General features: G+C 72.2%; 14 protein-coding genes. 3 read left to right on the forward strand and 11 right to left on the reverse strand.

The window, feature by feature from the left end; all coding sequences use genetic code 11:
• The first annotated feature begins 58 nt into the window (after window positions 1-58).
• Entirely contained in the window at window positions 59-874 is an 816-nt protein-coding gene (locus ACFQ6X_RS11590) for an alpha/beta fold hydrolase (protein WP_383179546.1), read from the forward strand.
• Here ACFQ6X_RS11590 and ACFQ6X_RS11595 read toward each other — a convergent pair.
• The 10 genes from ACFQ6X_RS11595 to ACFQ6X_RS11640 form a co-directional block, all read right to left on the reverse strand.
• The gene (locus tag ACFQ6X_RS11595; RefSeq protein WP_383179549.1) at window positions 833-1,468 is read right to left on the reverse strand and encodes a TetR/AcrR family transcriptional regulator; all 636 of its coding nucleotides are present in this window, start codon (window positions 1,466-1,468) and stop codon (window positions 833-835) included. The two genes, ACFQ6X_RS11590 and ACFQ6X_RS11595, sit on opposite strands and share 42 nt — an antisense overlap.
• On the reverse strand, window positions 1,456-2,190 hold the full coding sequence (locus ACFQ6X_RS11600; protein WP_383179552.1) for an enoyl-CoA hydratase family protein: 735 nt from the start codon (window positions 2,188-2,190) through the stop codon (window positions 1,456-1,458). Before ACFQ6X_RS11600 ends, ACFQ6X_RS11595 begins: the two co-directional genes overlap by 13 nt.
• Entirely contained in the window at window positions 2,187-3,764 is a 1,578-nt protein-coding gene (locus ACFQ6X_RS11605) for a 4-coumarate--CoA ligase family protein (protein WP_383179555.1), read from the reverse strand. The genes ACFQ6X_RS11600 and ACFQ6X_RS11605 overlap by 4 nt, the downstream gene beginning before the upstream one ends.
• Window positions 3,765-3,894: 130 nt before the next feature.
• Window positions 3,895-5,058 carry an acyl-CoA dehydrogenase family protein gene (locus ACFQ6X_RS11610; protein WP_383179558.1) on the reverse strand — a complete coding sequence of 388 codons (1,164 nt, stop codon included), beginning with the start codon at window positions 5,056-5,058 and terminating at the stop codon, window positions 3,895-3,897.
• A complete protein-coding gene (locus tag ACFQ6X_RS11615) occupies window positions 5,055-7,013 on the reverse strand; it encodes an acetyl/propionyl/methylcrotonyl-CoA carboxylase subunit alpha (RefSeq protein ID WP_383179561.1) in 1,959 nt (652 codons plus the stop codon). Before ACFQ6X_RS11615 ends, ACFQ6X_RS11610 begins: the two co-directional genes overlap by 4 nt.
• A gap of 7 nt (window positions 7,014-7,020) precedes the next feature.
• Complete coding sequence (locus ACFQ6X_RS11620; RefSeq protein ID WP_383179564.1) at window positions 7,021-8,628, reverse strand: acyl-CoA carboxylase subunit beta; 1,608 nt, start codon at window positions 8,626-8,628, stop codon at window positions 7,021-7,023.
• Window positions 8,625-10,328: an acyclic terpene utilization AtuA family protein gene (locus ACFQ6X_RS11625; RefSeq protein ID WP_383179567.1), complete on the reverse strand. Its 1,704-nt coding sequence runs from the start codon at window positions 10,326-10,328 to the stop codon at window positions 8,625-8,627. Before ACFQ6X_RS11625 ends, ACFQ6X_RS11620 begins: the two co-directional genes overlap by 4 nt.
• A complete protein-coding gene (locus ACFQ6X_RS11630; protein ID WP_383179570.1) occupies window positions 10,325-11,131 on the reverse strand; it encodes a TIGR03084 family metal-binding protein in 807 nt (268 codons plus the stop codon). The genes ACFQ6X_RS11625 and ACFQ6X_RS11630 overlap by 4 nt, the downstream gene beginning before the upstream one ends.
• A 200-nt stretch (window positions 11,132-11,331) precedes the next feature.
• Window positions 11,332-11,499 carry a hypothetical protein gene (locus ACFQ6X_RS11635; protein ID WP_383179573.1) on the reverse strand — a complete coding sequence of 56 codons (168 nt, stop codon included), beginning with the start codon at window positions 11,497-11,499 and terminating at the stop codon, window positions 11,332-11,334.
• A 16-nt stretch (window positions 11,500-11,515) separates the two neighbouring features.
• A complete protein-coding gene (locus ACFQ6X_RS11640) occupies window positions 11,516-12,481 on the reverse strand; it encodes a DMT family transporter (RefSeq protein WP_383179575.1) in 966 nt (321 codons plus the stop codon).
• Between the two features lie 142 nt (window positions 12,482-12,623).
• On the opposite strand from ACFQ6X_RS11640, the gene ACFQ6X_RS11645 reads away from it, so the two are divergent.
• A complete protein-coding gene (locus ACFQ6X_RS11645; protein ID WP_383179578.1) occupies window positions 12,624-13,520 on the forward strand; it encodes a LysR family transcriptional regulator in 897 nt (298 codons plus the stop codon).
• Between the two features lie 67 nt (window positions 13,521-13,587).
• Complete coding sequence (locus ACFQ6X_RS11650; RefSeq protein ID WP_383179580.1) at window positions 13,588-14,763, forward strand: serine hydrolase domain-containing protein; 1,176 nt, start codon at window positions 13,588-13,590, stop codon at window positions 14,761-14,763.
• Window positions 14,764-14,887: 124 nt separating this feature from the next.
• On the opposite strand, the gene ACFQ6X_RS11655 is transcribed toward ACFQ6X_RS11650, so the two are convergent.
• Window positions 14,888-16,693, reverse strand: coding sequence for an LCP family protein (locus tag ACFQ6X_RS11655; protein WP_383179583.1), 1,806 nt, complete (start codon window positions 16,691-16,693; stop codon window positions 14,888-14,890).
• Window positions 16,694-17,069: the final 376 nt, after the last annotated feature.

Raw genomic sequence — 17,069 nt, forward strand, 5'->3', positions numbered from 1 at the left:
CGCACCCTGCCAGTTGCCCGACGGAACCACCGCCGGCCACGACGTTAGGGTGGCCGGCATGAGCCACACAGCGCTGAACGACGCCACCTTGCACTACGACGACGAGGGGCCGTCGGACGGACTGCCGGTCGTCCTCGTTCACGGCCATCCGTTCAACCGCACCCTGTGGGCGCCGTCCGTCAAGGCACTGACAGCGGCCGGATACCGCGTGATCACCCCGGATCTGCGCGGCTACGGCGAGAGCGGCGTCACCCCCGGCACGGTCTTCCTCTCCGGCTTCGCGGACGACATCGCCGCTCTCCTCGACCACCTGGGCGTGGAACGCGCGGTCGTCGGCGGGGTGTCCATGGGCGGCCAGATCACCATGGAGTTCCAGCTCCGCCACCCCCAGCGGGTGCTGGCCCTGGTGCTGTCCGACACGTCCGCGCCCGCCGAGACCGAGGAGGGCAAGGAGTTCCGCAACGCCCTGGCCGACCGGCTGCTGGCCGAGGGCATGGACGGTTACGCGGCCGAAGTGATCGACAAGATGCTCGCCGCGTACAACGTCACCGCCCTGCCGGACGTGGCGGCACACGTCCTGGGGATGATGCGGGCCACCGACCCGGAGGGCGCCGCCGCCGCCCTCCGGGGGCGGGCCGAACGCCCGGACTACCGCGACACCCTCGCCGCCGTCGAGGTACCGGTCCTGATCGTGGTCGGCGCGGACGACGTCTACACCCCGGTCAGCAGCGCCGAGGACATCCACCGTCTCGTCCCCCACGCCACGCTGACCGTCATCGAAGGGGCGGGCCACCTGCCGGGGGTCGAGCAGCCCGGGCTGTTCAACGCGGCGCTACTGGACTTCCTCGGCACGCGGGTCGCCGGCGGCGCGTGACCCGCCGAGCGCCTCGTCCAGCAGGCCGGCCCACTGGGCCACCACCCTGCGGCGGCGGGCCGTGTCGTCGGTCAGAAGGTTGGCGAGGCCGAGGCCGCGGGCCATGTCGAGGAGGCCCTGGACCGTCTCGCGGACTCCGGGGAGGCTCTCGTCGGCGCCGAGGAGCTCGACGGCGATGCGGTGGGTCTCGCGGCCCACTCGGGCCTCGAGTTCGGTGACGCGGGGGCGGAGCTGCTCCTCGTTGGACGCGGCGACCCAGAGCTGCAGCGCGGCGCGGAAGAGCGGCCCCGTGTAGAGGCCGACGATGGCGGCGAGCACCGCCGGGCGACCCTGGACGGGCAGGGCGCGCAGGGCGGCGGAGCGTTCCTCGGCGACGTACTCGACGGCGCCGGTGAACAGGTCCTCGCGGGTCGGGAAGTGGTGCTGGGCGGCGCCGCGCGACACCCCGGCGCGTTCGGCGACGACGGAGACGGTGGAGCCTGCCCAGCCGTGTTCGGCGAGGCAGGCGACCGCCGCTTCCAGGAGCCGTTGGCGGGTGGCCCGGCTCCTGTCCTGCTTGGGGGATTTCGGGTTCGGGGGCGTTACCACACCCATGCGGGGTCCCGTCGTTCGAGGAAGGCCGTCATCCCCTCCCGTGCCTCGGCGGAGGCGAACAGGGCCGCCGAGCGGGCGATGAGGTCTTCTGCGTGCTGGTCGAAACTCCTCCGCACAGTAGCCGTGGCCAGCTCCTTCGAGGCGGCCAGCCCCTGCGGCGACGCCCTGCGCAGTCCGTCCAGTACCGGTACGAGCGCCTTGTCCACGTCCTCGGCGGCGAGGCTCACGAGACCGATCCGCGCGGCTTCCGCCGCGTCGAAGCGTTCCCCGGTGAGGTAGTAGCGGGATGCCGCGCGGGGGTCCAGGCGGGGCAGCAGGGGCAGGGAGATGACGGCCGGGGCGAGGCCGAGGCGTGATTCGGTGAGCGCGAACGAGGAGTCGGGGCCCGCGACCGAGATGTCGCAGGCACCGAGCAGCCCGAGCCCGCCGGCCCGGACGTGCCCGGTGACCCGGGCGACGACCGGTTTGGGCAGGGTGACGATGCGCCGCATGAGGGCGACGAAGGCGTGCGGGTCGGCCGGTGCGGTGAGGTCGGCGCCCGCGCAGAACGTGTTGCCGGTGTGGGTGAGGATCACCGCCCGTACGGTGTCGTCCGCCGCGCAGTCGTCGAGTGCCCCGGCCAGTTCGGAGACGAGCCGTGCGCTCAGGGCGTTGCGGTTGGCCGGGGAGTCGAGGGTGAGGGTGGTGATGCCCCGCTCGTGGGCACGTTCCGCAAGGGTCATCGCTGCTTCTCCCTGTCGCGCAGTTCCCGCCGGAGGATCTTGCCCGAGGCCGCGCGGGGTACGGCCTCGATGAATTCGACCCGTCGGACCTTCTTGTACGGGGCGACCTGCCCGGCGACGTACGCCATGACGTCGTCGGCGGTGAGGTCCTGGGCGGCCGGCTGGCGTACGACGTAGGCCTTGGGGATCTCGTTGCCCTCGCTGTCGTACACCCCGATGACGGCGGCGTCCGCGACGGACTCGTGGGTCAGGAGCAGGGCCTCCAGGTCGGCGGGCGCGACCTGGTAGCCCTTGTACTTGATCAGTTCCTTCACCCGGTCGACGACGTGCAGCCAGCCGTCCTCGTCGGCACGGCCTATGTCCCCGGTGTGCACCCAGCCGTCCGCGTCGATCATCTCGGCGGTGGCTTCGGGGCGTCCGAGGTAGCCCTTCATCACCTGGGGGCCGCGGATGAGGATCTCGCCGTCGGTGCCGGTACCGACGTCCTTGCCGGGGTCCTCGATCGACACGATCCGCATCTCTGTGCTGGGCAGCAGCTTCCCGACGGCCCCGGGCGGCGGGTTCTCGGCGTCCAGCGGTACGACGTGGGTACCGGGCGAGAGTTCCGTCATGCCGTAGGCCTGGCGTACGGGCGGCAGGCCGAGGCGGGCCGAGCACGCTGCGGCGAGTTCGGCGTCCAGGGGGGCGGCGGCGCTGACGATGTACCGCAGCGAGGACAGGTCGTAGTTGCCGACGGCCGGGTGCTTGGCGAGGGCCAGGACGATGGGCGGGGCCACGTACAGGCCGCTGATGCGGTGCTCCTGGATGGCGCCGAGGAACTGGTCGAGGTCGAAGCGGGGCAGGACGACGACCGTGGCTCCGCAGCGCAGCGGGACGTTCATCAGGGCGGTCAGCCCGTAGATGTGGAAGAAGGGGAGGACGGCCAGGATGCTGTCGCCGGGGCCCATGGGGATGAAGGGGCGCAGCTGCTCCAGGTTGGTGCCGATGGAGCGGTGGGTGAGCATGACGCCCTTGGGGGTGCCGGTCGTCCCGGAGGAGTACGGGAGGGCGGCGACGTCCTCGGCGGGGTCGAACGCGATCTCGGGTTCCGGGGCGGTGGAGCCCAGCATGTCGAGTACGGAGGTGTGTCCGTCGGCCTGGTCGCAGACGAAGATCTCCTGGATACCGCCCGCGAGTTCGGCCGCCCGGCGGGCCACGTCCAGGAACATCGACACGGTGACGATCCAGCGGGCGGCGGAGTCCTTCAACTGCTTGGCGAACTCCTCGGCCGTGGCCAGCGGGTGCACGGTGGTGACGGAGGCTCCGGCACGCGTGGCCCCGTAGAACACCGGGGGGTAGGCGATCGTGTTGGGGCTGTGCAGGGCGAGGACGTCGCCCTTGCGGAGTCCCGCTTCGGCGAGGTGGGCGGCGATGCGGCGGTGGAACGTGTCGAGCTGGCCGTAGGTGAGGGAGAGGCCGTTCGTACCGTCGATCAGGGCGACCGTGTCGCCGAATGCGGCGGCCTCGCCCAGGACCGCTTCGTGGATGGGTGTGTCGAGAGCCGGAACGTCTGCGTACTCGCTGCGGAACACCATGGCGGTCCCCTGTCGTCGCGGTGCGGCGGGCGCGGGACCCCGCTCCGGGGAGCGGGGCCGCCGCGCGGGTGTGAAGAGACAGAATCGCCCCTGCCGTACGGAATGGGGAGACCCTGGACCAAGAGCGTCCTCAGTACGACTTCGGCAGACCCAGCGACTGGTGGGAGACGTAGTTCAGGATCATCTCCCGGCTGACGGGAGCGATGCGGGCCACGCGTGCCGCCGTGATCAGGGAGGCGAGGCCGTACTCGCGGGTGAGGCCGTTGCCGCCGAGGGTGTGGACGGCCTGGTCGACAGCCTTCACACAGGCTTCGCCGGCCGCGTACTTGGCCATGTTGGCGGCCTCTCCGGCGCCGATGTCGTCGCCCTCGTCGTACAGCCGGGCCGCCTTCTGCATCATGAGCCGGGCCAGTTCCAGTTCGATGTGGGCGATGGCGAGGGGGTGCGCGATGGCCTGGTGGGAGCCGATCGGCGCCTTCCACACCTGGCGGGTGCGCGCGTACTCGACGGCCTTGCCGAGCGCGTACCGCCCCATCCCGATACCGAACGCGGCCGTCATGATCCGCTCGGGGTTGAGCCCGGCGAACAGCTGGAGCAGGCCGGCGTCCTCATCGCCCACCAGCGCGTCGGCGGGCAGCCGCACGTCGTCGAGGGTCAGCTCGAACTGCTTCTCCGGCGCGTGGAGTTCCATGTCGATCTGTGAGCGTCCGAAGCCGGGGGCGTCGCGCGGGACGATGAACAGGCAGGGCTTGAGCGTGCCGGACCGCGCGTCCTCGGTGCGCCCGACGATGAGGGTGGCGTCCGCGATGTCGACGCCGGAGACGAAGACCTTGCGCCCGGTGAGGACCCAGCCTCCCCCGCTCTCGCGGCGGGCCGTCGTGGTGATGCGGTGGGAATTGGACCCGGCGTCGGGTTCGGTGATGCCGAAGGCCATGGTGAGGCTGCCGTCGGCGAGGCCGGGCAGCCATTGCCGCTTCTGGCTCTCCGTGCCGAAGCGGGCTATGACGGTGCCGCAGATGGCGGGCGAGACGACCATCATCAGCAGGGGCGATCCGGCGGCGCCGAGCTCCTCCAGGACGATGGAGAGTTCGGCCATGCCGCCGCCTCCGCCACCGTGCTCCTCGGGGAGGTTGACGCCGAGGTAGCCGAGTTTGGCGGCGTCGCTCCACAGCTCGTGGGGGTGGGAGCCCTCACGGATCACGGAGGTCATGTAGTCGCGCCCGTAACGCGTGCCGAGTGCGGCGACGGCGGCGCGCAGCGCCTTGTGCTCTTCGGTTTCGAGGACGGTGCTCATGCGTTCTCCTCCGGTGCGGCGGATCCCGTGTCTGCGGGTTCGGTGACGACGGCGAGCAGGGCGCCGACCTCGACCTGGTGGCCGGGGGCGGCGTGGAGCACGGTGAGGGTGCCGGAGGCCGGGGCGAGGATGCGGTGCTCCATCTTCATCGCCTCCAGCCAGATCAGCGGCTGTCCGGCCTCGACGGCCACGCCCGGCGCGAGCCCGTCCGCGAGGCGGACGACGGTGCCGGGCATGGGTGCGAGCAGGGAGCCGGGTTCGGTGCGTTCGGTGGGGTCGGTGAAGCGGGGCAGGGCGGTGAAGGTGTACGAGCCGCGGTCGCCGTCCACGTACACCCGCCCGCCGTGTTCCGCGACGGCGAAGTGCCGGGTGACGCCGCCCGTTTCGAGACGGACGCTGCCGGGTGCGGCCAGGACGACCCGCTCGCCGGATTCCGGCAGGAGGCCGCCGCGCCCCGTCCGGTAGGTGATCTCGTGCTCGCTGCCGTCGGGTTCGCCGCGGTAGCTCCTGGCCTGGGGCCGGGAGGCGACGTTGCGCCAGGCTCCGAAACGGGCGGGGCCCGAGGCGGGCCGGTCGGCGGCCCGGGCGAGGGCGGCGGCGGTCGCGGCGAGTCGTTGCTCCCCGGCGTCGGGCCCGGGGGTGAGGGCGGCGAGGTGCCGGTCGTAGAAGCCGGTGTCCGGCCGGGCACCGGTGAAGTCCGGGTGGCGCAGGGACCGTACGAGCAGGTCCCGGTTGGTGACCGGCCCGTGGATGCGGGCGCGTTCGAGGGCGCGGGCGAGGAGGCGTACGGCTTCGGTACGGGTCGGCGCGTGCGCGATGACCTTGGCGAGCATCGGGTCGTAGTGCACCCCGACGGTGTCGCCGCCGGCGTACCCGGTGTCGAGGCGCAGCCCGGGCTCGTCCGGCACCTCCAGGGTGTGCAGCGTCCCGGTCTGCGGCTGCCAGCCGGCGGCGGGGTCCTCGGCGTACAGCCGGGCCTCGACGGCGTGCCCGTGCGGCTTCGGGGGCGTGGCGGCGGGCAGCGGTTCGCCCTCCGCGACCCGGAGCTGCAGGGCGACAAGGTCGAGCCCGAACACCGCCTCCGTGACGGGGTGTTCGACCTGGAGGCGGGTGTTCATCTCCAGGAAGTACGGGCGCCCTTCGGCCGATACGAGGAACTCGACGGTCCCCGCGCCCCGGTAGCCCACCGTCTGCGCGGCCGCGACCGCGGCGTCGTGCAGCCGCTGCCGCAGCGCCTCGTCGAGCCCGGGCGCGGGGGCCTCCTCGATGACTTTCTGGTGGCGGCGCTGGAGCGAGCAGTCGCGGGTGCCGAGCGCCCACACCGTTCCCCGGTCGTCCGCCATGACCTGGACCTCGACGTGCCGGCCGCGTTCGACGTACGGCTCGGCGAAGACCTCGCCGTCCCCGAAGGCCGAGGCCGCCTCCGCGGAGGCGGCGGTCAACTCGCCCGGCAGGTCGTCGAGTTCGCGCACGATACGCATCCCGCGTCCGCCGCCGCCCGCCGCCGCCTTGAGCAGCAGCGGAAGGTCCTCGGCGGTGGCGCGGACCGGGTCGACGGGGGCGAGGAGGGGCACCTCGGCGGCGGCCATCAGCTCCTTGGCCCGGGTCTTGGACGCCATCAGCTCGATGGCCTTCACCGGCGGCCCCACCCATACGAGGCCCGCGTCCTGCACGGCCTGGGCGAATCCGGCGTTCTCGGAGAGGAAGCCGTACCCGGGGTGTACGGCGTCGGCGCCCGCGGCGAGGGCCGCGGCGACGACGAGGTCGCCGCGCAGATACGTATCGGCGGGTGCGGCCCCCGGGAGGCGCACGGCGGTGTCCGCCTCCCGTACGTGCAGGGCTCCGGCGTCCGCGTCCGAGTACACGGCGACGGTGGAGATGCCCAGTTCACGGCAGGTGCGGAAGATCCGGCAGGCGATCTCGCCGCGGTTGGCGACAAGGAGAGTGGTGATCATCTGGGCCTCACATCCGGAAGATGCCGAAGCCGCCGCGGGCGCCCTCGACCGGTGCCGTGTGGATCGCGGACAGGCACATCCCGAGGACGGTCCTGGTGTCGCGCGGGTCGATGACCCCGTCGTCGTACAACCGCCCCGAGAGGAACATGGGCAGCGACTCCGACTCGATCTGCTGCTCCACCATGGCGCGCAGTCCCGCGTCGGCCTCGTCGTCGTAGGGCAGGCCCCTCGCGGCGGAGGAGGCGCGGGCGACGATCGACAGGACGCCGGCGAGCTGCTGGGGGCCCATGACGGCGGACTTGCTGCTGGGCCAGGCGAAGAGGAAGCGGGGGTCGTAGGCGCGGCCGCACATGCCGTAGTGGCCGGCCCCGTAGGAGGCTCCCATCAGCACGGACAGGTGCGGGACCTTCGAGTTCGACACCGCGTTGATCATCATCGCGCCGTGCTTGATGATGCCGCCCTGCTCGTACTCCTTGCCGACCATGTAGCCGGTGGTGTTGTGCAGGAAAAGCAGCGGGATGTCGCGCTGGTTGGCGAGCTGGATGAACTGCGCGGCCTTCTGCGACTCCTCGCTGAACAGCACGCCCTGGGCATTGGCGAGGATGCCGACCGGATAGCCGTGCAGCCGCGCCCAGCCGGTGACCAGGCTCGTCCCGTAGAGCGGCTTGAACGCGTCGAAGTCCGATCCGTCGACGATCCGGGCGATGACCTCGCGCGGGTCGAAGGGGACCTTGAGGTCCCCCGGGACGATCCCGACGAGTTCGTCCTCGTCGTACTTCGGCGGCTCAACGGCCCCCGGATCGGCGTGCGCCTTACGCCAGTTGAGGCGGGCGACGATCCGCCGGGCCTGCCGCAGCGCGTCGTGCTCGTCGAGCGCGAAGTGGTCGGCGAGCCCGGAGGTGCGGGCGTGCATCTCGGCGCCGCCGAGCGATTCGTCGTCGCTCTCCTCACCGGTGGCCATCTTCACCAGCGGCGGCCCGCCGAGGAAGACCTTCGACTGCTCCTTGATCATCACGGTGTGGTCGGACATCCCGGGGACGTACGCGCCGCCCGCGGTGGAGTTCCCGAAGACGACGGCGACGGTGGGGATCCCGGCCGCCGACAGCCGGGTGAGGTCGCGGAACAGCGCTCCCCCCGGGATGAAGATCTCCTTCTGCGAGGGCAGATCGGCCCCGCCCGACTCGACGAGGCTGATGCAGGGCAGCCGGTTGGCGAAGGCGATCTCGTTGGCGCGCAGGGCCTTCTTGAGCGTCCACGGGTTGGAGGCACCGCCGCGCACGGTCGGGTCGTTGGCGGTGATCAGGCACTCGACCCCCTCCACGACCCCGATCCCGGTGACGAGCGAGGCCCCGACGGTGTACTCGGGGGAGGCACTGCCCCACGCGGCGAGGGGGGACAGCTCCAGGAACGGGGTGTCCGGGTCGACCAGCAGCTCGATCCGCTCGCGGGCCAGCAGTTTGCCGCGCTTCCTGTGCCGTGCCACGTACTTCTCGCCGCCGCCCGCCAGGGCCTTGGCGTGCTCGGTGTCGAGCTCGGCGAGTTTCGCGAGCATGGCCTCGCGGTGGGCGGCGTATTCGGGGCCGGCGGTGTCGAGTGCGGTGGACAGGACGGTCATGCGGTCACCTCCGTTGTTTCCAGCAGCGCCACGGGAACGGGCAGGCACCGGGACCGCAGCCACTCCCCCACCGCCTTGGCCTGCGGATCGAAGCGGGCCTGCGCGGCGACGCCCTCGCCGAGGAGGCCGTGGACGACGAAGTTCAGTGCCCGCAGGTTCGGCAGGACATGGCGTACGACGGTGAGCCCGGCGGTCTCCGGGAGCAGCTCCTGGAAGCGGGCGACGGTCAGCTCGTGGGCCAGCCACCGCCACGCGTCGTCGCTGCGTACCCAGACACCCACGTTGGCGTCACCGCCCTTGTCGCCGCTGCGGGCTCCGGCGACACGGCCGAGCGGCGCGGAGAGGGTGGGGCCGGAGGGCAGCGGCTCCGGGAGCCCGGGCTCCTCGACCTCTTCGAGGGCCCTGCACCGTACGGCCGGGGGCACGGTCTCCCGTTCCCCGTCCGGCAGGACGGCCACGTGCCCGACCTCCTCGGCCTGTACGTAAGCGGCCTCGAACACCCCGTAGGGCGCGCCCTTCCCGGGCGGGGCGGTCACATGGAAGCCGGGGTAGCTGCCGAGCGCCAGCTCGACGGCCGCCCCGGACACCGCGCGCCCGACCGCTTCCGCGTCCCGGTCACGGACGACGAGCCGCAGCAGGGCGCTGGCGGTCTCCTCGCTCGCGGCGTCGGCACGGTCGGTACGGGCCAGCTCCCACCGCACCTCGGCGGGCCGCCGCCCGCCGCGGGCCAGGGCGTCGGCGAACTGGTCCTGCACGAGCTGCGCCTTGGCCCCGATGTCGAGCCCGGTCAGCACGAAGACGACCTCGTTGCGCCAGCCGCCGATCCGGTTGAGCCCGACCTTGAGCGTGGGCGGCGGCGCCTCGCCCCGCACCCCGGAGATCCGTACCCGGTCCGGCCCGTCCTGCGTCAGCCGTACGGTGTCGAGCCGGGCGGTGACGTCCGGTCCGGCGTACCGGGCCCCGCCGGTCTCGTACAGCAGCTGGGCGGTGACGGTGCCGAGGTCGACGACGCCGCCCGTACCGTCGTGCTTGGTGATGACGCTCGATCCGTCCTCGTGGATCTCGGCGAGCGGGAACCCGGGCCTGCGTACGTCGTGATCACCGAAGAACGCGTAGTTCCCGCCGGTGGCCTGGGTCCCGCACTCCAGTACGTGCCCGGCGACGACGGCCCCGGCGAGGGCGTCGTGGTCCTCGTCGCCCCAGCCGAAGTGGGCGGCGGCGGGCCCGGTGACGAGGGCGGCGTCGGTGACGCGTCCGGTGACGACGACGTCCGCCCCGGCACGCAGACAGGCGGCGATCCCGGCGCCGCCGAGGTAGGCGTTGGCGGTGAGGAATCCGTCGGGCACGGGCCGGCTGTCGCCCTCGACATGCGCGACGCGTACGGGCACGCCCACTGTGTCGGCCAACTTCCTCACGGCGTCGGCGAGCCCGGCCGGATTGAGCCCTCCCGCGTTGGCGACGATCTTGACGCCGCGTTCGTGGGCCAGCCCGAGGCCCTCCTCCAACTGCCGCAGAAACGTGGACGCGTACCCGCGTTCGGGGTCCTTGAGCCGGCTGCGCCCCAGGATCAGCATGGTCAGCTCGGCGAGGTAGTCCCCGGTCAGGACGTCGAGGGGACCGCCGGTGAGCATCTCCCGTACGGCGTCGAAGCGGTCGCCGTAGAAGCCGGAGGCGTTGCCGATGCGCAGCGGCCGGGTCACCGGTCCCCCTGCCGGGGGCGCCCGGGACCGGCGGGCCCGGCGAAGGCCTGCGCGATGTCCAGCCACCGCTCGGCGTCGGCTCCCACGGCGTGCAGGGCGAGGTCGTCGCGATGGGCGCGCTGGGTGACGAGCAGGCAGAAGTCGAGCAGGGGCCCGGTGACGCGCTGCGCGGCACCCTCGGGCCCATGGACGGCCAACTCGCCGTCCGGTCCCTCCAGTTCCACCCGGAACGGCTCATCGGGTGGCTGCTCGCCCCGCACGAAGTAGGCGTAGTCCCGGGCCCGCACCCCGATCCTGGCCACATGCCGCAGCCGTCCGGTCGGCTTCCGTGTCACACCGAGGGCGTCGGCGACGTCCTGCCCGTGCGCCCAGGTCTCCATGAGCCGCGCGGTCGCCATCGAGGCGACGCTCATGGGCGGCCCGTACCAGGGGAACTTCGCCCCGGCGGGCGCCGCCAGCAGCGCCTCGTGAAGCCGCGCCCGGTCCTCGCGCCACTGCACGAGCAGGGCGTCGGGCGGCAGGAGCGCCACCCTCTCGGCGGCCGCCTGATCGACGAAGGTCCCGGGGTCGGCGACCGCCCTGTCGACCTCGGCGGCGAAGGCGTCGGGCTCGGTGACGGCGATCAGCGCGACCTCGTCGGTCCAGTTCAGGTGGGCGATCTGATGGGCGACGGTCCACCCCTCGGCGGGCGTCGGCCCGGCCCACCCCTCCGCGCTCAGTCCGGCTACCAGCAGGTCGAGTTCACTGCTCTCCTGACGCAGATCCTCGAGTACGGCGACGGTCACGGCCGATGCATCGGACACGGTGCGCTCCCTGGGGGCGTGGCGGTGTGCCCCGGAGCATGCCAGTGCCCCAGAAAACAAGCAAGCATGCTTGCATTATTTTTCACCGGTCGTCCAGGACGGGTGATCGGGAGCGGTTGTTGACACTCCCCACGCGGCCGGGCGCCGACGGAATGCGAACAACAACTCCCAATCATGGCGCGGAGGTCGGCACGAGGGGCCTACTCCGTGCGGTCGCCCTCGGCCTGTGAGGGTTCGGTCCGTGGAACGTCCGGGTGGACCTCGGAGGCCCGGTTGCTCCCGGCGGGTTCGTCGCGGTCACCCTCGGCCTGCGAGGGAGTGTGCGCGTACAGCCCGTCGTACTCATCGGTTCCCTTCGCGGATCCCATGGGCGGGCCCCCTTCCTCAGCTCACTTCCATGGTCCCTCTGCGCGACGCGGCGCGCACCGCACCCATGCTGGCGCCGATGACCAGGGCGATGGCCAGGGCGTCGGTCGCGGAGAGCGCCTGGTCGAGGATGAGGAAGCCCGCCGTGGCGGCGATGGCGGGCTCCAGGCTCATCAGGATCGCGAAGGTGGGTGCGGGCAGACGGCGCAGGGCCATGAGCTCCAGGGTGTACGGGAGGACCGAGCTCAGCACGGCCACGGCCGCGCCCAGGGCCAGCGTGGACGGCACCAGGAGCTTCGAGCCGGCTTCCATGATGCCGAGCGGGAGCGTGAGGACCGCCGCGACGACCATCGCCAGGGCCAGGCCGTCCGCCTGCGGGAAGCGGCGGCCGGTGCGTGCGCTGAAGACGATGTACGCCGCCCACATCGCGCCCGCCCCCAGGGCGAACGCCGCTCCGACCGGGTCCAGGCGGTCGAAGCCTCCGCCGCTCAGCAGGACGACGCCGCCGAGGGCCAGGCCCGCCCAGACGAAGTTGACCAGGCGGCGGGACGCGACGACGGAGAGGACCAGGGGACCCAGCACCTCGAGGGTGACGGCGGCGCCCAGCGGGATGCGGTCGGCGGCCTGGTAGAAGAGCGTGTTCATGCCGCCCATCGCGATGCCGAACGCCACGACCGTGCCCCAGTCCGCCCGGGAGTGCCCGCGCAGCTTCGGACGGCAGACGACCAGCAGGACGAGCGCGGCGGCGGCCAGCCGCAGCGTGACCACGCCGAGTGCGCCGGCCTTCGGCATCAGCAGGACCGCGACCGCCGCGCCGAACTGCACGGAGAGCCCGCCGGCGACCACCAGCGCGACCGGCACGAGGGCCGCCCTGCGGGCGCCGGGACGGCCCGGGCGGCCGTGGCCGGGCTCGTCGAGCGCGGACACCGCCTCCGGTACGGCGACGGCTGCGGCCGGCTCTGCGGCACTGCGCTGGTCGTTCACCTGGGACCTTTCAAAAAAGTTCAGTGGAGTGCACTAGTGGGTCCACAGTACGGCACTACCCGCTCAGGCCTCACCCCTTCACCGTAGAGACGGGCGCGCCTCGCGTGAAATGCCGATTGCGCTCCCGTTATGCTCCCCACGCATGAGCACAGGACAGGACAGTGGCGGGGGCGGCGGACGCGGTATCGAGCTCCGGCACCTTCGCGCCTTCCTCGCGATCGCCGAGGAGGGCAGCGTCACCCGGGCCGCCTCCAGGCTCCGGCTCACCCAGCCCGTCGTCTCCCGGACGCTCGCGGCCCTGGAGAAGCACTTGGGCGTCCGGCTCGTCGACCGGTCCACGCACCATCTCGCCCTCACCACCGAGGGCGTCCTCTTCCGGGACAAGGCCGCCGCCGCGGTCGGCGCCTTCGACGAGGCCGTCGACGCGGGACGGCTGCGCCACTGGCCGCTGCGGCTCGGGCACGCCTGGTCGGCGTTCGGCCCGTACACCACACCCCTGCTGCGGACCTGGCAGCAGCGCCACCCGCAGACCCCGCTCGAACTGCTGCGGATCGACGACCGTACGGCCGGCCTGACCCGTGGCGAGGTCGACGCGGCGCTCCTGCGCGGGCCGGTGGACGCGCCGGGGCTCGTCACCGAGCTGCTGTTCACCGAGAACCGGGTCGCGGCCGTCGCCGCCGACGGACCGCTCGCCGCCCGCCGGTCGCTGTCGCTCGCCGACCTGGCCGGCGGTGCCGTCGTCCTGAACACCGTCTCCGGCACCACCACGCTCGGCCTGTGGCCCCCGCACGCGCGGCCCGCCTCCACGCTCACCGTCGCCAACACCGACGACTGGCTCACCGCCATCGCCGCGGGCCGCGGGGCCGGCGTCTCCGCCGCGTCCACCGCCGACATGCACCCGCACGCCGGGGTCGCGTACCGGCCGCTCGACGACGCCCCGCCACTGCCCGTCCTGCTGGCCCGGCGGGACGGGCCCGGCCACCCTGCCCTGCCCCAACTGGTCGCGCTCGCAAGGGAGATCGTCGACCGCGGGGAATGAAGCGCCGGGGTCGGGAAGTTGGCAGCTGAGGACAGTCCAACCGAACCGATCACTCCGGGGGCACGCCATGTCGGACGAGGACAGGACCATCACCGTGCACGGCACGGTCGCGGCCGGCTTCGAGGACGTACGGGAGGAGTTCGCCGCCGTACTCGCCGAGGACCACACCGAGCCGGGCGGCCAGCTCGCCGTCCAACACCACGGCCGCCGGGTGGTGGACCTGTGGGCCGGGGAGGGGATCGCCGGGGATTCACTGCCCGCGGTGTACTCCTCCACCAAGGGCGCCGCGCACCTCGTCCTCGCCCTGCTCGTCCAGGACGGCGTCCTGGACCTGGACCGGACGGTCGCGTCGTACTGGCCGGAGTTCGCCGCCGAGGGCAAGGGCGGGCTGACCCTGCACGAGCTGGTCTCGCACCGCTCCGGCGTGGTCTGGGCGGACGGCGGACTCGGCGTCGCGGAGCTGGCCGACGACCGGATACTCGCCGAGCGGCTGGCGGGCCAGCGGCCGTTCTGGGAACCGGGAACGGCGTACGGCTACCACGCGCTGGTGATCGGCGCCCTCACCGGTGAGGTCGTGCGCAGGGCCACCGGGCGGTCGATCCAGGAGCTGTTCGAGGAGCGGGTACGCGCCCCGTACGGTCTGGACTTCCACCTGGGGCTGCCCGAGGCGCTCGAACCGCGGTACGTGGCCATCCGGCCCGGCGTGCCCACGCCCGAGCAGGCCGCGGAGGCCGAGGCGAACCCCGTGGACCCGGAGGGCCTGATGTCGCTCGCGTTCGGCTGGACGTCGGACCCGCCCCTCGACCTCGTCGAATTCGCCAACACCCGTGCCGTGCGCGCCCTCGGCCAGGCCTCGGCCGGCGGGGTGGCATCGGCGCGCGGGCTGGCCGGGATGTACGCGGCGGCGATCTCGGAGGTGGACGGCCGGGCACCCCTGCTCAAGCCGGACGTGCTGGCCGAGGTCGGCCGGGTGCGGTGGACGGGCGACGACGTGGTGACCGGAGAGCCGAACCCCTTCACGGTCGGCTTCGAGGCGTCGCAGGTGCCTTACCCGTTCCTGGGCGAGGGGGCGTTCGGGCACGCGGGTGCCGCGGGGTCGCAGGCGTTCGCCGACCCGGTCCACGGTGTGGCCTACGGCTACACGCGACGCCGGTTCGCGCTGCCGGGCGGGCCCGCGCCGGAGAACGGGCGGCTGGCCGCGGCGGTGATCCGGGCGGTGGACCGGGTGCGGGTGCGCGCGTAGCGCGGGTGCGGTGCCGGCAAGTCAGGTGCGGGCGGGCCCCTGCACGGGCGGCCCGGTCCGGAGCACCGGCTCCGTCCTCGAACGCCGGACGGGCTGGGGTGCGCGGGATCGGGCCGCCGTGGGGTTACTTGGCGCAGACCGCCTTGTCCGCCTGGACCTGCTGGATGTCCTCCGGGGCCTTCTGCGGGGCCGCGAGCGGGGTGCCCGCTTCCTTGAAGTCCGGGCCCAGCGTCAGCACCATCGGGTCCATCGCGCCCGCGTCCCTCGTCGTCGGCTTCAGGGCCGAGGCCGACAGGCCCATGAGGTCGGCCAGCCGGCGCGCCTGGTCCGCCTGGTTGGGGGCGTAGACCAACTGGGTCTTCGCCACCTTCTCGGGTGCGTTGGCCTGGTTGGCGGACTTGAGTACGCCCTCCTCGTTCTGCAGCCAGTCCAGCGCTTCCTGCGCGGACCCTGCCGGGGCTCCGCCGTTGAAGACGTCGACCCGGACGTCCGCCGGGTCGGCCATCTCGCCCTTGAGCTTGGCGGCGTCCTTGGCCTTGGCCGCGGCCTTCTCCTGCTTCTCCACCGCGGTGAAGGAGACGTCCTCGCGCATCATCGAGAACACCTGCGGGGCCTTGGTCTCGTCCAGGACGACCGTGGCCTTCACCTTCTCGGTCGGGTTGTCTATCACCGGCACCGTGGTGAAGGTGATGTTCTTCGGGTCGACCGAGGCCAGTTCCATGCCCAGTTTGCGGAGCTGGTTGATGTCACTGATCTTGTCGTCGACGGTCAGCGCCTTGGTGCCCGCCTCCGCGAGGCTCCACATCTTCGTGGGGCTCGTCAGGGTCTCGTTGGACTTCAGCTTCCGCATCAGCGAGCCCAGGAACTGCTGCTGGATCTCGATCCGGCTCAGGTCGCCGCCGAATCCGACCGAGTGCCGGGTCCGCAGGAAGGCCAGGGCCTGCTCACCGTCGAGGGTGTGCTCGCCCTTGTCGAGCTTGAGGTGGGAGTCCGGGTCGTCGATGTCCTTGGCGAGGCAGACGTCCACCCCGTCCACGGCCGCGGTCATGGTCTTGACCGCGTTGAAGTCGGCCACCATGAAGTGGTCGACCTTCATCCCGGTGATCTCCGTGATGGTGCGCATGGTGCAGCTGGGCGTACGCCCGGACTGCCCGAGGCTCTCGTTGAACCGTTTGCCCGGGGTTCCTGCGATGTCCTTGGTCGTGCCGTCGCTCTGGTCCGTCGGGCAGTCCGGGATGTCCGTTATCAGGTCGCGCGGAATGCTCAGCGCGGTCGCGTTCGTACGGTCCTTGGAGACGTGGAAGAGGATCGTGGTGTCGGCGTGGCCGACGCTGCCCTTGTCCCCGTAGCCCTCGTTGCCCTTGCCGGTCCGCTTGTCGGTCCCGATCACCAGGATGTTGATCGGGCGGTCCTTACTGAAGCCGCCGGTGCCGGCACCGTCGCTGGAGACGGAGGTGATGTTGCCGTTGAAGTGCTGGTACACGAGGTAGCCCGCGGTACCGACGCCGACCAGCAGGAACGCCAGCACGCCGCCCGTCCAGACCAGTGCCTTCTTCTTGGCGGTCTTCTTCGGCTTCGGCCTGCGGCGCCCCGTCGACGGCCCGGCCGCCCGGCCCGCGGCGCGACCGCCCGGCTGCCGTGCGTCGTCCCGGTCCCCGCGGCCGGACCTGCGTCCGCCGCGCTGTCCGGGCACGGAGGTCCGCTCCTCGTCCGGCGGTGCCGCCGGGCCGGAACGGCGGCGCGGGGAGGGCGCGGATGCGGAGCCTCCGGATGTGCCGCTTCCGGATCTCCTGCTTCTGGAGGAAGCCGGTGCGGCTGATCGCCCTGTGGAGGGGGTCAGTCGCAGTTCGTAATCACCGGTGTCCGGGTTGAGTACCCACTGGTCTGCGGGGTCGATGCCCTCGTCCCGCCCACGGCCTTGCGCGTCCACGGTTGCCTGCGTCCTCCGTCGGGGCCCACGCGGCGCCTCCCCCTCAAGGCGCTCGGTGTGTCATACGGCAGTGCGCCCGACCTGGGAGGTCGGCTGCACCGGAGCGCTCACACTAGCTGCCCGTTCGCCTGTGAGCGACGATCGTGACAAATCAAGCTCCCCACAGGGGACATACCGCCACATTCGTCACCACTTCCCCACCCGCCACGCCGTTTCATCCGGCGAGCGAGGCCCGGAACGCCCGGACGAGGCACCTTCCGAACCAGATTTCAAACAGAAGTGACCACAAGGAATCCCCAAACAACTCGTCAATTCTCCTATAGTTGCCGTGACTTGATCAGGAACAATCAGCTCCAGTTGTGGTTCTTTCAACACA

Source organism: Streptomyces sp. NPDC056452 (assembly GCF_042796085.1).
Classification (GTDB): Bacteria; Actinomycetota; Actinomycetes; order Streptomycetales; family Streptomycetaceae; genus Streptomyces.

What these genes read in the sequence shown, in the direction of transcription:
- ACFQ6X_RS11590 (WP_383179546.1), top strand. Translation starts at nt 59, where the DNA reads ATGAGCCACACAGCGCTGAACGACGCCACCTTGCACTACGACGACGAG.
- ACFQ6X_RS11600 (WP_383179552.1), bottom strand. Translation starts at nt 2,190, where the DNA reads ATGACCCTTGCGGAACGTGCCCACGAGCGGGGCATCACCACCCTCACC.
- ACFQ6X_RS11605 (WP_383179555.1), bottom strand. Translation starts at nt 3,764, where the DNA reads ATGGTGTTCCGCAGCGAGTACGCAGACGTTCCGGCTCTCGACACACCC.
- ACFQ6X_RS11615 (WP_383179561.1), bottom strand. Translation starts at nt 7,013, where the DNA reads ATGATCACCACTCTCCTTGTCGCCAACCGCGGCGAGATCGCCTGCCGG.
- ACFQ6X_RS11610 (WP_383179558.1), bottom strand. Translation starts at nt 5,058, where the DNA reads ATGAGCACCGTCCTCGAAACCGAAGAGCACAAGGCGCTGCGCGCCGCC.
- ACFQ6X_RS11645 (WP_383179578.1), top strand. Translation starts at nt 12,624, where the DNA reads ATGAGCACAGGACAGGACAGTGGCGGGGGCGGCGGACGCGGTATCGAG.
- ACFQ6X_RS11595 (WP_383179549.1), bottom strand. Translation starts at nt 1,468, where the DNA reads ATGGGTGTGGTAACGCCCCCGAACCCGAAATCCCCCAAGCAGGACAGG.
- ACFQ6X_RS11650 (WP_383179580.1), top strand. Translation starts at nt 13,588, where the DNA reads ATGTCGGACGAGGACAGGACCATCACCGTGCACGGCACGGTCGCGGCC.
- ACFQ6X_RS11635 (WP_383179573.1), bottom strand. Translation starts at nt 11,499, where the DNA reads ATGGGATCCGCGAAGGGAACCGATGAGTACGACGGGCTGTACGCGCAC.
- ACFQ6X_RS11620 (WP_383179564.1), bottom strand. Translation starts at nt 8,628, where the DNA reads ATGACCGTCCTGTCCACCGCACTCGACACCGCCGGCCCCGAATACGCC.